The sequence below is a fragment of the Natronosalvus rutilus genome, assembly GCF_024204665.1.
GTDB lineage: Archaea > Halobacteriota > Halobacteria > Halobacteriales > Natrialbaceae > Natronosalvus > Natronosalvus rutilus.
On record NZ_CP100355.1, the window covers coordinates 930754 to 944003 of the forward strand.

Sequence of the window (13250 nt, forward strand, 5' to 3'; positions counted from 1 at the left end):
GCCTCGTTTTCTCCGTTCGGCGCCTCTGTACGGTATGAACAGTACGTCGAGCGAGACGAACGGACTTGAGCAGCTCTCCGAACGCGTCCTTGGGGGAACGACCGGATTGTTTCAGGCGATCGAACAGGACGCGTCCGACGAGCGGGTGTCGAGCCTGGCGAAGGAGCTGTGGGAGATCACCGACGCGGCCGAAGGCCTTCTCGAGACGGTGGACCTCGAACGGCTGCCCGACGCCGTCGACGCCGACGACCTCCCCGACCTGATCGACGTCGAGAACCTCCCGAAAGCGATCCGGGATCGCGACGCGAGCGAGGTGCTCGATCTCAGCGAGCTCCGCCACGCGATCAAGTTGCGGGAACTCTGGAATACGGTCGACCTCGTGGACTTTCGACAGGCGAGCCACCGACTCAAGGCAGAGATCGAGGACGTGGTCGGTCCCGATCGGATGTCCGCGGCTTCGGACGGCGACTCGAGAGCCGCAGCCGACCTCGAGGCGTTCGGCGACGAGATCCGGGCCGAGGCGCCCAACGTGGCGCTCCAGCAGCAGGCCAAGAAACGGATGAAACAAGCTCGTCGCGGCGTGCTCGAGGGGCACGCGGCCCTCGAGGAGGTGTACGCCGGGAATCGGTCGAAGCCCTCCAAGAGACGGCGAGAAGGGCCTCGAAACCCGACAGCCGTCTCGCTGCTTCCGGGCGGTCCGCTGCCGGACAGCGCCTCCGTGCGGTATTCGTCGGTTCCGCCCGCCGTTCGGGGCGCGGCGATCGACCCACTTCCGCGGATTTATGGCCGCCGCTGGCGAGGGAAGCGCGGCTCACCGTGAAATCGGAGCCCCCATCGTGGCGAGCGTCCTTCGAAAAATCGGTGCTCGAGCGGGCGAATACAGGAAAACGGCGTCGTTCGAAACGCGAGAAGGTTAGTCGGCCTGAACGGCTTCCGCGGACTCCTCGGACTCGCGGTAGTGCTCCGCGATGAGGTCCTCGTCGATCCGGTTGAGTTCCTCCTTGGGCAGCGTCGAGAGCAGGTCCCAGCCAATCTCGAGGGTGTCCTCGATCGACCGGTCGGTATCGTACCCCTGCTGGACGAACTCGTTTTCGAACCGGTCGGCGAAGTCGAGGAATTTGTTGTCCCGTTCGGTCAGCGCCTCGCGACCGACGATATTCACGAGGTCGCGTAGGTCCTCACCCTCCGCGTACGCGGCGTAGAGCTGGTCGGAGACGTCCGCGTGGTCTCCACGGGTCAGCCCCTCGCCGATCCCGTCGTCCATCAGCCGCGACAGGCTGGGCAGGACGTTGATCGGCGGCTCGATCCCCTGGCTGTTCAGGGATCGGTCGACGATGATCTGACCCTCGGTAATGTAGCCCGTCAGGTCCGGAATCGGGTGGGTGATGTCGTCGGAAGGCATCGTCAGGATCGGAATCTGAGTGACCGAGCCCTCGCGGCCCTCGATTCGACCCGCCCGCTCGTAGAGCTGGGCCAGGTCGGTGTACATGTACCCGGGGTAGCCACGTCGGCCCGGAACCTCCTCGCGGGCCGCGCCGATCTCGCGCAGTGCCTCACAGTAGTTCGTGATGTCCGTGAGGATGACGAGGACGTGGTAGTCCTTCTCGAAGGCGAGGTACTCCGCGGTGGTCAGGGCCAGTCGCGGCGTGACCGTCCGCTCGACGGCGGGGTCGTCCGCCAGGTTCATGAAGACGACCGAGCGCTCGAGCGCGCCGGTGCGTTCGAAGTCCTGCATGAACTCGTTGGCCTCCTCCTGGGTGATGCCCATCGCGCCGAAGATGACGGCGAACTCCGAGCCCTCGTCGCTTTCTCCTTCCTCCTCCGGCACCGTTGCCTGCCGGGCAATCTGGAGCGCCAGATCGTTGTGCGGCAGTCCGGAACCGGAGAAGATCGGCAGTTTCTGCCCGCGAACGAGCGTGTTCATGCCGTCGATGGAGCTGACACCCGTCTGGATGAACTCCTCGGGGTACTCCCGGGAGTAGGGGTTGATCGCCGCCCCGACGATGTCGAGTCGCTCGTCGGGAACGATCTCGGGACCGCCGTCGATGGGGTTCCCGGACCCGTCGAGCACGCGACCGAGCAGGTCCTCCGTGACGGGCATCTTCATGGTCTCGCCCAGGAAGCGAACGGAGGCGTTGCGGTCGATGCCGCCCGTCCCCTCGAACACCTGGATCGAGACGAGTCCTTCGCTCGATTCGAGTACCTGTCCGCGAAGGGTCTTGCCGTCTTCCGTTTCGATCTCGACGATCTCGTCGTAGCCAACGGGTTCGTCGACCTCGGCAAACACCAGCGGACCGCTGATTTCCGTGATCGTTTGATATTCTTTCATGATTGGCTAGTAGAGGGCCTTAATCTGGGACTCGAGGTCCGACTCGAGTTCGTCGATGAATTCGTGCCAGTCCTCGGCGGTTCCCATCCGGTTGAGTCGGGGCGCGGCGTCGACGTCCTGGATCTCGTCGACCGGGACGCCGGCGTCGAGCGCCTCGAAGGCCTCGTCGTTGAACGTTCGAATCGCCTGGAGCATCCGGTAGGTCTTCTCGGGCTCGCAGTAGGTGTCCACGTCGTGGAACGCGTTCTGCTGGAGCCACGCCTCCCGGAGGTAGCGTGCGACCTCGAGAGTCATCTGCTGGTCTTCCGGCAGGGCGTCCTTGCCGACGAGCTGGACGATCTCCTGGAGTTCGTCTTCCTCGTCGAGCACGTCGACGGCCCACTGGCGGATCTCGGGGTAGTCTTCTGCGACGTTCTCCCGGTACCAGGGGTCGAGTTGCTGTCGATACAGCGAGTACGACTCGTTCCAGTTGATCGAGGGGAAGTGCCGACGCTCGGCGAGGTCGGCGTCCAGCGCCCAGAACGTTTTGACGATACGCAGGGTGTTCTGGGTGACGGGCTCGGAGAAGTCGCCGCCCGGGGGCGAGACTGCACCGATGACCGACACCGATCCCTGGGTGCCGTTGACGTTCTGGAATAGGCCGGCGCGCTCGTAGAACTCAGAGAGCGACGCGGCGAGGTAGGCAGGGTAGCCCTCCTCACCGGGCATCTCCTCGAGTCGGCTCGAAATCTCTCGCATGGCCTCTGCCCACCGCGAGGTGGAGTCGGCCATCAGCGCGACGTCGTAGCCCATGTCGCGGAAGTACTCCGCGATGGTAATGCCCGTGTAAATGCAGGATTCGCGGGCCGCGACGGGCATGTTCGAGGTGTTCGCGATGAGGCAGGTCCGGGACATCAGCGGCTTCCCGGTCTTGGGGTCTTCCAGTTCCGGGAAGTCCTCGATGACCTCGGTCATCTCGTTGCCACGCTCGCCACAGCCGACGTAGACGACGATGTCCGCGTCGGCCCACTTCGCGAGCTGATGCTGGGTGACCGTCTTTCCGGAGCCGAATGGGCCCGGAATCGCCGCGGTGCCGCCCTTGGCGATCGGGAAGAGGCCGTCCAGAATGCGCTGGCCGCTGATGAGCGGAATCGTCGGCGTCTGCTTCTCCTCGGCGGGTCGGGCCGACCGAACCGGCCACTCCTGGTGCATCGTGATCTCCTCGTCGGAATCGAGTTCGGCGACGACCTCGTCGACCGTGAACGTGCCGCTCTCGATTGAGGTGATCTCGCCGCCCTCGTAGTCCGGCGGGACCATCACTTTGTGGGTGATGCTCTCGGTTTCGGGAACCTCACCGATGACGTCCCCGGGTTCGACCGCGTCACCCTCCTCGACGGTGGGCGTAAACTCCCACGTTCGCTCGAGGTCGATGCCCGGCGCGTCGACCCCGCGGTCGAGGAACGCCGAGTTCATCTTCTCCTCGAGTTCGTCGAGGGGTCGCTGGACGCCGTCGTAGATGGTGTCCAGCAGACCGGGTCCGAGGTCGACGCTCAGTGGCTCGCCCGTGTTCTCGACGGGTTCGCCGGGGCCGACGCCGGAGGTTTCCTCGTAGACCTGAATCGTGGTCAGGTTCCCTTCGATTTCGATGACCTCGCCCATCAGCCCTTCGTCGCCGACGTAGACGACGTCGTTCATTCGGGCGTCGAGGTCCGCGGCGGTCACGACGGGACCGCTCACGCTTTCTATCACACCGTCTTCGTCGACGGATTCTAGTGCCTGGCTCATAGGTTACTCACTGTCTTGGTCTTCGTCCTCGTCCATCAGGTCGATCCCAATGGCGCGTTTGATCTGCTCGCGAAGGCCGCCGCCACCGCTGGCGCCGCCGCCGATGGTGATGACGACCGGTTCGACGCTCGTTTCGACGTCCGAGCGGACGTTTCGCGAGAGATACTCGAGGTCGCCCTCGTGCATGATGACGATACCGACGTCGCCGTCCTCGAGGACGGCCGTGGCGGCGTCGTCGAGGGTGTCGGCCTTTTCGTCGTCGGGGACGTTCTCGAACCGTCTGACGCCGGCGAGCCGAAAGCCCGTGGTGAACTCCGGACTGCCGACGACCGCGATTTCCTGGCTCATAGGATCACCAGCTCCTCTTCGATCTCACTTTCCGAGAGGCCGACCTCCCGACCGCGGGCGATGGCGCGGATGTTCTCGATCTCGCGTTCCTTCGCGAGGATGTACGACAGCACGGCCGACACCGACACCGGGTAGATGCTCGAGAGCGTATCCGCGTACTCGAGCAACGCGGCGTCGACGGCGTGCTCGAACTGGATCAGGCTGTCGGCGTCGCGCAGTCGGTCGAGCGCGCCCGAGAGGCGGTCACCGTAGCGTCGGTTGGCGGCGATGTGATCGACCAGGTCGTCGTAGCGGTTGACCAACTGGCGGAGTTCGCTCTCGGTGAAGAGCACGCCGCCGTCGATGTAGTATGCCGCGGGGTCGAGGTCGGCGCCGCTGCGAGCGAGTCGCAGGGCGTTCCGTGCGTTCCGGAAGTCGATCTCGGCCTGGAGGAACTCGATGTAGAGCGCTCGTGGGCCCTCTTGTGGACCGGCCGACCCGGGCGTGTCGAGGCCCCGAATGTCAGCCAGCAGCCGTTCGTAGAACGCCCGATCGAGCGCGTTCTCGAGGGGGACCAGCGCGTGGCTCTCCTCGTACTCCTCGTAGGCGACCTCGAGCGGATCGTGGTAAATCGTCCGGCTGAGTACTTCGATCGCGTCCTCGATGGTGTCGACCTCGAGCAGGCGGTCGATGGTTCGCTCGTCGAGTTCGCCGGCACGGATCAGGTCCGTCCGAACCTCCTCGGCGTTGGAGTCGGTGTAGATGCCTCGGAGGATCGTCTTCAGGTTCCAGACGTCGAACTTCCGGAGGTATCGGGCGATCAGGTCGTAGAGGCGACCGTCCGACCAGTCCAGCAAGTCGTGGAAGTGCCTGGCGAGGTTCTGGTTCAGCGCGTACTCGATCAGGTCGACGCCGGAAAAGCGGGTGCCGAGGGCGTTGATCTCGCGTTCGTACTCCGTCTCCTCCATGAACCGTGCGATCTCGCTCGGCCCCATCCGGACCAGCTTCCGATAGTCTTCGTCCGCGAACAGCGAGGCCCGACGCGACCGCACGCGAGCGTTCACGTATTCCGGATTCGAGGCGCCCGTGCTCATTGCTCGAAGAGTCGGTTACTGATCTCCCGGAGGTTCTCTTCCCAGACGTCCTCGAGCACCGAGTCGAAGGTGTTGTTCACCCGGACGCGAGACTGCTCGCTCTCGACGACGACGCCGCCGAGGCAGTCGCGCTCGCCGGCGTACGCGTAGCCGTCGTAGTCCGCGAGGATCGACTCGATCAGTGCCTGGTCGTCGGCACGACCGTAGACGCTGACGTCGTCGCCCTCGTCGAACTCCTCGCCGGCGGCGTCGATGAGCGTCCGCGTTAGGTCCTCGCGGGTCTCGCTCTCGAGGCCGACCAGTTCGGCTTCGACCTGCTCGCGAACGTCGCCGAGGACGTTCCGTCGGGCCTCCAGGCGCTCCTGTTTCGCCTCCAGTTTCGCACTGGAGAGTCGCTGTTCGCGCAACTGCTCAATCTCGCGTTCGACCTCGGTCTCGGCACGCTCGAGGGTTTCCTCGGCGTCGTCCTCGGCCGCCGACTCGATCTCCTCGGCGCGAGCCTCGCCTTCCGCGCGGATCTCCTCCGCACGCGCGTGGGCCTCTTCTCGAATGTCTGTGACGACTGTATCCAAACTCATTGTGGAAAAGCGAACGGGGTGCTCAGGCGATGAAGACGACGACCAGTGCCAGGATCACGAGCGTCTCTGGGAGGACGGTCATGATCAGGCCCGGCACGAACATGTCGTCGTCCTCGGCCATCGCGCCGACGGCAGCCGCACCGATACCTCGCTCGGCGTATCCCGAGGCGAGCGCCGCGAGACCGACCGCGATCGCGGCGGCCGCGCCGGGGTCGTTCAGCGTCTGCAGTGCAACGTTCGAGGCTTCGAGGGATTCCATCATTTTTGATTACTCCTGACTGTAGGTTCGATCGTGTCCGAACGGTTCGTAGTTGGCTCCACCGCCTTCATAAAACTTGTTAAAGAATTCGACGTACTCGAGTCGAACTCCCTGTAAGCCGGCGCTTGTCACGCCAAGGACTAACACGACGACGTGTCCGACGACTAGAATGACGAACCCGCCGATGAGTCCAGCGATGCCGCCCATGTGCATGAGGCCGTCGAAGATTACGGTGGCCCCGCTGTCGTAGTGTTCGGCGACGTAGCTGGGGTCGTGTCCGGCCGAGCCCAGGAAGTGGAACGCGCCATCGGGGTCCTCGTAGGCCCCGAAGAACAGCAGGTTGACCACGAACGCCATGCCGGCCTTCGCGAGCAACACTGCGCCCATCCGGGTGTACGAGAAGACGTTGACGACGACGTCGAGGGCTTCGACGGCCTCGACGGGTTCGCTGCTGATCAGCATGACGAGGCCGATTAGGAAGACGAGCAAGGGTGCCGTCAACAGGAAGTCGCCGACGGCAGGGAGTGGGATGGTCACCAGCCCCCACTCGGGGAAGCCGGTGAACCCGATGGGAAACGGCCCGTCGCTAGCAAACGTCGTGAAGAGGAACTCTGGCTTCGACGCTTCGGCCTGTGCCGAGAAGATCCAGATCCAAATGCCGTTGAGCATCAGGATCCACGACCCGCTGTGGAAGAGCGCATCCTTGAGGCCGTGGCTCAGGTTCTCGACGAAGTCGATCAGGTAGCCGATGTTCAGGTGCACGATGCCGGCGAGCACGCTCACGACCATCCAGCCGATGGCGAAGTCGGACGCACCGGGTTCGAGACCCTTGTTCAGCGGCAACAGTTCGACGTTGAGCAGGTCGCCCCAGACGATAGATCCGAGAACGTGTAGGCCGAAGATTTCGCCGTAGATGAACCCGAAGATGATCGTGAACGCACCGGCCCAAATGGCCACGCCGCCCAGGCTCGAGACGCCGTCGCTCTCGAAGTTGGTTGCCATGTAGTAGCCGATGGCGACGTACAGGATCCCGTAGCCGACGTCACCGATCATGAAGCCGAAGAAGACCGGGAACGTCAGGAACAGGAAGACCGTTGGGTCGAGTTCGCTGTACTTCGGTTTGTTGACCGCGTTGACCAGGGCCTCGAATGGTTTCGCGACGCCGGGGTTGTCCTGGATGACCGGCGGTTCGTCGTCCATCGTGACGGCCGAGCCACCGTCGGTGACGGCTTTCTGTTCAGCCCGCTCTTCTTCGTCCTCACTGGCGGTCGGCCCGTCGTCGTCCTGTGCGGCGGGCGTCCCCTTCTGGACGTCTTCGGTGTGCGTGTGGGCGCCGTGACGGTCGTAGTCGGCGCGCTCGAGTTCTTCGATCTCGACGCTGTCGCCGACGGCGTCGTTCAGCGCGGCGACGAGGCGGTCGTACTCGGTCGTCGGGATCCAGCCCTCGGCGATGAACGCCCGGTCGCTCGTCGCGAATTGGAGCGGCGCTTCGGCGCGCTGGACCTCGACCGTGAGTTTTTCCTCGGCGAGCAACAGGAACGCGCCCTCCTCGGTCTTGATCGTCTCGAGGTCGGCGTCGATTTCCTCGAGTTTGGCCTCGAGTTCGTGTTCCTCGCGCTCGAGATCGGACACGTAGGACTCGGGGTCCTTCTCCGTCTCGGGCACCTGGTAGCGACTGAAGTCGACGCCGACGAGGGCGTCGTCGACGAACCCTTCGTCGGCTCCGGCGGCGGGTGCTGCGACGATCGCGACGACTCCGTCGCCGGTGAACGTCTCGTAGGCACGGACGTCGTCGGACGCGTCGAGGACGGCCTCGACCTCAGTCAGCGACCCCTCGCCGACGACGACTTCGACGGAGTCGTACCCCGACAGCAAGTCGAGGTCGATCCCGAGGTCCGCGAACGGTTCGATCCGGTCGAGTCGCTCCCTGACGCGGCGCAACTGGTCGCGAACCTCGGTACGTCGGTCGTCGAGGTCGTTGACCCGCGTCCGGATGGATTCGAGGCGGGACTCCCAGTCCTTGCCGAGCCGTCCGGACTGGACGTCGACGTCGTCGTCCTCGAGGTCGAGCGTGCTCTCGAGGGCCCGGACCGTGACGAGCTTCTCGGAGGCCTCGTCGGCGCCCGCGATGGGGTTGCCGTTATCGAAGCCCGCCCAGGAGCCGTCGTAGTCCGAGAGGTGTACCAGGTTCAGGTCGTAGACTGCCTCGATGACCGTGGGCATGACGCCCTTCGAACCGGTCACCGAGACCTTGCTCATCCGTTCAGGTCTGAGCATTGACGTCCTCCTGGAACAGGTCGACGACGTGGGATGCCACCTCGTCGACCCGTGTCGTGGCGCGTTTCTCGAGCGCCTCGCGATCTTCGGTTCCCTCCCGGAGCACGCGCTCACACTCGGCGTCGATCTCCTCGCGAGCGTCCTCGAGCCGGCGCTCCTTGAGGTCTCGAGCCTCCGCTTCCGCTTCCGAGCGTATCTCCTCGGCGCGTTTCCGGGCCTCGGCGATGCGCTCGTCGCGGTCGTTCTCCGCCTGTGCGACGATTTCGTCGGCCTCCTCTTCTGCCGACTTGATCTCTTGTAGAACCTGTGGCCTCGGCATACTCTAAGCACCCGACGTTTGCTTGAGCGCGTATAAGGTAGTTGCGAAAGTGGCTGGCGTGCGGCCTCGCGTTTCGCTCCGGTCACGAACGAACTGCCGACGAGCGCCTCTCTCGAATCGCCCCAGCGGTGTCAACAGCCGCCCTGCCGACGGACGGGAGCGCCGAATCACGCTGGATGGACAGACCTATCACGCCAGGCGACCAATCGGCGCCAAATGGGAATCCTCGAGAACAAGGCGCGGGCGCGGCTGTTCTACAAGTACCTCTCGACGATTTACGACCGGATCAACCCCTTCATCTGGAACGAAGAGATGCGAACCGAGGCGCTCTCGCTGCTGGACTTCGAGGACGCTGAAATGGTGCTCGACGTGGGCTGTGGTACCGGCTTCGCGACCGAGGGTCTGCTCGAGCACGTCGACACCGTCTACGCGCTCGACCAGAGTGAACACCAGCTCGAGAAGGCCTACGCCAAGTTCGGGAAGACGGGCGGCCGCGTCGACTTTCACCGGGGCGACGCCGAGCGACTGCCGTTCAAGACTGACACGTTCGACGTCGTCTGGTCCTCGGGATCGATCGAATACTGGCCCGAACCCGTCCTCGCCCTTCGGGAGTTCAACCGCGTGCTCAAACCGGGCGGCCAGGTGCTCGTCGTCGGGCCGAACTACCCGGACAACCGGATCGCCCAGGTGCTGGCCGACGCGATGATGCTCTTCTACGACGAGTACGAGGCCGATCGCATGTTCAAGGAGGCGGGCTTCGAAGAGGTCCAGCACCTGTTCCAGGGACCGTCCTACGAGCCCGAGGTGGCGATCACGACGATCGCTCGAGCGCCCGAGAAGTAACCTCGAGACGCGATTTGACGCCGATACTTTGGTTGCCCATATCGAGCCGACCTCACTCCACCCGCCGCTCGAGGAAGTCAGCCAGCAGTTCGAACATCCGCAGTTTCTGTGCCTGGTCCGAAGAGGCGTGACCCTCCTCGCCGAGTTCCTCGTACTCGAAGTCCTCGCCCTCCTCGTAGCCGCTCTCGAGCAGGGCGTCCCGGAAGATCCGGGCCTGCGAAACGGGGACGCGGCGGTCGTTGACGCCGTGAACGAGGAAGATCGGGTCCTCGACGTTCTCGACGTGGGTCACGGGGCTACGCTCCCGGTAGAGGTCGGGGTTCTCCTCGGGCGTCCCGAGGTAGGTCTCCATCAACTCGGTCCGGAAGTGGGGCATCGTGTTCTCGAACATGTCCTCGAGGTCGGTGAGGCCGATCCAGGCGACCCCCGCCGCGTAGAGGTCGGGGTACTGGACCATCTGCCAGTAGGCGGAGTAGCCGCCGTAGGAGCCGCCGAAGACGACGACGCGGTCCGAATCGAGGAAGTCGTAGGTCTCGAGAACGTGCTCGGCCGCGGTGGCGACGTCGCCCTGCTCGGCACCCGCCCAGTCGTCGTAGAGTTCGCGAACGAACTTTCGTCCTCGTCCGGTGGATCCGCGGTAGTTGATTTGCAACACCGAGAAGCCCTGGGAGACCAGCACCTGGGTGTAGAGGTCGAACGACTTCGTGTCTCGAGCGCGGGGGCCACCGTGGGGGTTGACGATCAGCGGCGACGGTCGCTCGCCCGAATCGTAGAAGAGCGCGCCGATCTCGAGTTCGTCGTAAGGCTCGTGCTCGACGGCGCGCTGGGGCGTCTCCGGGATGCCGTCGGAGTCCACGCGGAGGTACTCCGCGTCCGCGAAGTCCTCGGGATCGAACGGCCCGTACTCGGCCTCGAGCAGCGTCTCGTAGCTGTCTTCGGACAGGTCGTAGACCAGCAGCTCGGGGCGCCGGGTGGGCGTCGTGTGCTGGACGAGCACCCGGTCGTCGTCGATGACGACGCTGCCGGGACCATAGCCGCCCAGGGAGGCGACGCCCTCGGGGACGTCGAACTCGCGGCTCTCGCCGGTCTCGAGGTCGTAGACGATAGGGACAGCGACGGCGTCACGGCTCCGCATCGCGAGTACCCGCTCGCCGTCGGGGAGGAAGGTGGTGCCGTGTTCCTCGTACTCGTCCTCGCCGTACCACTCGACGGAGTCCGACTCGAGGTCGTAGACGCCGATCCGCCCCAGGTCAGCGGAGTTGTCGCTGACGAGCAAGCGCTCGCCATCGGGGCTCCAGTCGTTGGGCATCGACTCTGCGCCGTCCTCACCCAGTTCGAGATTTCGGGGATTCGAGCCGTCGACGTCCATCACGTAGACGTCCTTGTTGTTGTGATCGTCGGATTCGTTCGTCGAGAACGCCACTCGCTCGCCGTCCGGCGAGAGCGTCGCTCCGCCAGCAGCCCGCTCGTAGTCGGTGATCTTGGTCGTCTCGCCGCTCGAGCGACCGTGGCGGTAAAGGTTCATCTGCCCGTCTCGCGTGGAGCCGACGACCAGCGTCTCGCCGTTGTCGCTCACGTCCTGGATCGTGACCTGGCCGTCCATCTCGAGGACGGACTCGACCTCGCCATCGCGGGTGAGCGCGTAGATGTCGTTCTGCTCGTTACCGTCGTCGTCGAGGTGGAAGAACACTCGATCACCGTCGCCCCAGGTGACGAACCAGCGGGCGTTTCGAGGGACCTCGCCGTCGGACCACTGCTCGAGGTCGCCGCTCTCGACGTCGAGGACGTGGAGCTCGTTTCGGCCCGTCACGTCGTAGTAGAGTGCCACTTCGTCGCCGTCCGGACTCACCGTCGGATGGGCCATCGTCGGCAGACTCGCCAGCTCCTCGAGAACGTCGGCGTCGGTAGATTGTGCCATACGACACCGTGACTCGGGGGGCTCTTCAATACTTGGAAATACGTCACGTCTCACCGGTTTCGCACCCTCGCCAGCGGTCGATATGGTGGCTTCAAGCCCCTCGAGGTCGAACCGCCGGCCGTGTCACAGCCGATCGTCGTCCCCGGAGCGCGAGACGTCCGGGCCACGCTCGAGGAACCGTCGTCGGAACCGACCGCGATCGTCGTCGCCTGTCCGCCTCACCCCCAGCATGGCGGGAACCGGGGAGACCGCCGCCTGGTCGCCGTCAGCGACGCCCTCCTCGAGCGGGGAATCGCCTGCCTGCGGATCGACTACGGGGAGTGGGACGAGGGCCACGGCGAGCGCGAGGACGTCCGGAACGCGATTCGCTGGGCGAGCCCACGATACGATCACGTCGGCGTCTTCGGCTTCAGTTTCGGCTCCGGCCTGGCCCTGCTCGCGAGCGCCGACGACCCCGCCGCCGACGCGGTCTCGGCGCTGGCACCGCCTTCTAGCCTCGGTTCGGATCTCGAGGTGGTGCCGGCGCTCGCGTCGCTCGAGACTCCGGTCCAGGTCGGGTACGGGACCCGGGATTCGACCGTCGACTGGGAACCGGTCGTCGAGGCGGCGACGGAACGGGGCGACCGCGTGCTTGAGTTCTCGGCCGACCATTTCTTCGTCGGCCAGCACGAGTCGGTCGCGACGGAGATTGGCGAGTTTTTCGCCGAGACGCTCGAGTGAGGCGTCGCTCTCTCCGAGTCATCGGTTCGGTCACTGACTCTCGCTCGAGCGACACCCCGTCGTGGAAACACGCCCACAGAAAGGCGGCTCGTCGACCGCTCAGGTCGTCCGGAACGCCCGGTCGCCCGCGTCACCCAGGCCGGGGACGATGAACCCGTTCTCGTCGAGGTGGTCGTCGATAGCCACCGTCAGGAGGTCGGCCTCGGGGACGGCCTCGCTCACGCGGAGGAGTCCCTCCGGCGCCGAAACTGCCGAGAGGACGATCAGATGCTCCGGATCGGTCGAGTTCGCGATCACGTGTTCCAGGACGGCGTTCATGGTGCTGCCCGTCGCGAGCATTGGATCCGCGACGATCACGGTATCGTCTTCGGTAATCTCGGGAAGTTTGACGTAGTCGATGGTGATCGGGAAGGTGCCGTTCTCGTCGCGCCCGGCCTCCTCGTCGCGACTGGCGCTGATGACGCCTTGACGGGCGCGCGGGAAGGCCTTGAGCAATCCCTCGACGAAGGGCGTCGCGGCCCGGAGGACGTTGATGATGACCACGTCGTCGAGGCCCTTGACCCGCTCGCCCATGGTCGCCTCGAGGGGCGTCTCGATCTCGACGTACTCGGTCTCCATGCGCCCGTCGATGATCTCGTAGCCACAGATTCGCCCGAGTTTCACGAGTCCCTTGCGGAAGCTCACCTGCTCGGTTTCGATGTCCCGCAGGCGCGAGAGCGTGTCCTTCGCCAGCGCGTGGGTGACGAGGTAGGCGTCACCGCGGTCTTCGATCGGCATACCGGCACTCTGCGGGCGGTGACATTTATTGTACCGATTGCTCGA

Annotated in this window: 13 protein-coding genes; 3 read left to right on the forward strand and 10 right to left on the reverse strand. The window is 64.9% G+C overall.

The window, feature by feature from the left end:
- Nucleotides 1-34 precede the first annotated feature (34 nt).
- Nucleotides 35-820 (forward strand): hypothetical protein, encoded by a 786-nt coding sequence (locus NGM29_RS04605; RefSeq protein ID WP_254159238.1) that lies wholly within the window; start codon nucleotides 35-37, stop codon nucleotides 818-820.
- Nucleotides 821-913: 93 nt separating this feature from the next.
- Here NGM29_RS04605 and NGM29_RS04610 read toward each other — a convergent pair whose 3' ends face one another.
- Genes NGM29_RS04610 through ahaH form a run of 8 tightly spaced genes read right to left on the reverse strand, consistent with a single transcriptional unit; the run spans nucleotide 914 to nucleotide 8947 of the window.
- Nucleotides 914-2329, reverse strand: a complete 1416-nt coding sequence (locus NGM29_RS04610; RefSeq protein ID WP_254159239.1) for an ATP synthase subunit B — start codon at nucleotides 2327-2329, stop codon at nucleotides 914-916.
- A gap of 6 nt (nucleotides 2330-2335) precedes the next feature.
- Nucleotides 2336-4093, reverse strand: coding sequence for an ATP synthase subunit A (locus NGM29_RS04615; RefSeq protein WP_254159240.1), 1758 nt, complete (start codon nucleotides 4091-4093; stop codon nucleotides 2336-2338).
- A 3-nt stretch (nucleotides 4094-4096) separates the two neighbouring features.
- On the reverse strand, nucleotides 4097-4441 hold the full coding sequence (locus NGM29_RS04620; protein ID WP_254159241.1) for a V-type ATP synthase subunit F: 345 nt from the start codon (nucleotides 4439-4441) through the stop codon (nucleotides 4097-4099).
- A complete protein-coding gene (locus tag NGM29_RS04625) occupies nucleotides 4438-5514 on the reverse strand; it encodes a V-type ATP synthase subunit C (RefSeq protein WP_254159243.1) in 1077 nt (358 codons plus the stop codon). Before NGM29_RS04625 ends, NGM29_RS04620 begins: the two co-directional genes overlap by 4 nt.
- Complete coding sequence (locus NGM29_RS04630) at nucleotides 5511-6092, reverse strand: V-type ATP synthase subunit E (protein ID WP_254159244.1); 582 nt, start codon at nucleotides 6090-6092, stop codon at nucleotides 5511-5513. The genes NGM29_RS04625 and NGM29_RS04630 overlap by 4 nt, the downstream gene beginning before the upstream one ends.
- Nucleotides 6093-6114: 22 nt before the next feature.
- Nucleotides 6115-6354 (reverse strand): hypothetical protein, encoded by a 240-nt coding sequence (locus NGM29_RS04635; RefSeq protein ID WP_254159245.1) that lies wholly within the window; start codon nucleotides 6352-6354, stop codon nucleotides 6115-6117.
- 6 nt (nucleotides 6355-6360) lie between these two features.
- Complete coding sequence (locus NGM29_RS04640) at nucleotides 6361-8628, reverse strand: V-type ATP synthase subunit I (RefSeq protein WP_254159246.1); 2268 nt, start codon at nucleotides 8626-8628, stop codon at nucleotides 6361-6363.
- Nucleotides 8615-8947, reverse strand: coding sequence for an ATP synthase archaeal subunit H (ahaH, locus tag NGM29_RS04645; RefSeq protein ID WP_254159247.1), 333 nt, complete (start codon nucleotides 8945-8947; stop codon nucleotides 8615-8617). Before ahaH ends, NGM29_RS04640 begins: the two co-directional genes overlap by 14 nt.
- Nucleotides 8948-9163: 216 nt before the next feature.
- Here ahaH and NGM29_RS04650 point away from each other — a divergent pair, with 216 nt between their 5' ends.
- Nucleotides 9164-9790, forward strand: coding sequence for a methyltransferase domain-containing protein (locus NGM29_RS04650; protein WP_254159248.1), 627 nt, complete (start codon nucleotides 9164-9166; stop codon nucleotides 9788-9790).
- 52 nt (nucleotides 9791-9842) lie between these two features.
- On the opposite strand, the gene NGM29_RS04655 is transcribed toward NGM29_RS04650, so the two are convergent.
- On the reverse strand, nucleotides 9843-11708 hold the full coding sequence (locus NGM29_RS04655) for a S9 family peptidase (protein ID WP_254159249.1): 1866 nt from the start codon (nucleotides 11706-11708) through the stop codon (nucleotides 9843-9845).
- A gap of 120 nt (nucleotides 11709-11828) precedes the next feature.
- Here NGM29_RS04655 and NGM29_RS04660 point away from each other — a divergent pair, with 120 nt between their 5' ends.
- Entirely contained in the window at nucleotides 11829-12428 is a 600-nt protein-coding gene (locus tag NGM29_RS04660) for an alpha/beta hydrolase (RefSeq protein ID WP_254159250.1), read from the forward strand.
- A 99-nt stretch (nucleotides 12429-12527) separates the two neighbouring features.
- Here the strand turns inward: NGM29_RS04660 and upp are convergent, their stop codons facing one another.
- Nucleotides 12528-13205 carry a uracil phosphoribosyltransferase gene (gene upp, locus NGM29_RS04665; protein ID WP_254159252.1) on the reverse strand — a complete coding sequence of 226 codons (678 nt, stop codon included), beginning with the start codon at nucleotides 13203-13205 and terminating at the stop codon, nucleotides 12528-12530.
- Between the last annotated feature and the right edge of the window lie 45 nt (nucleotides 13206-13250).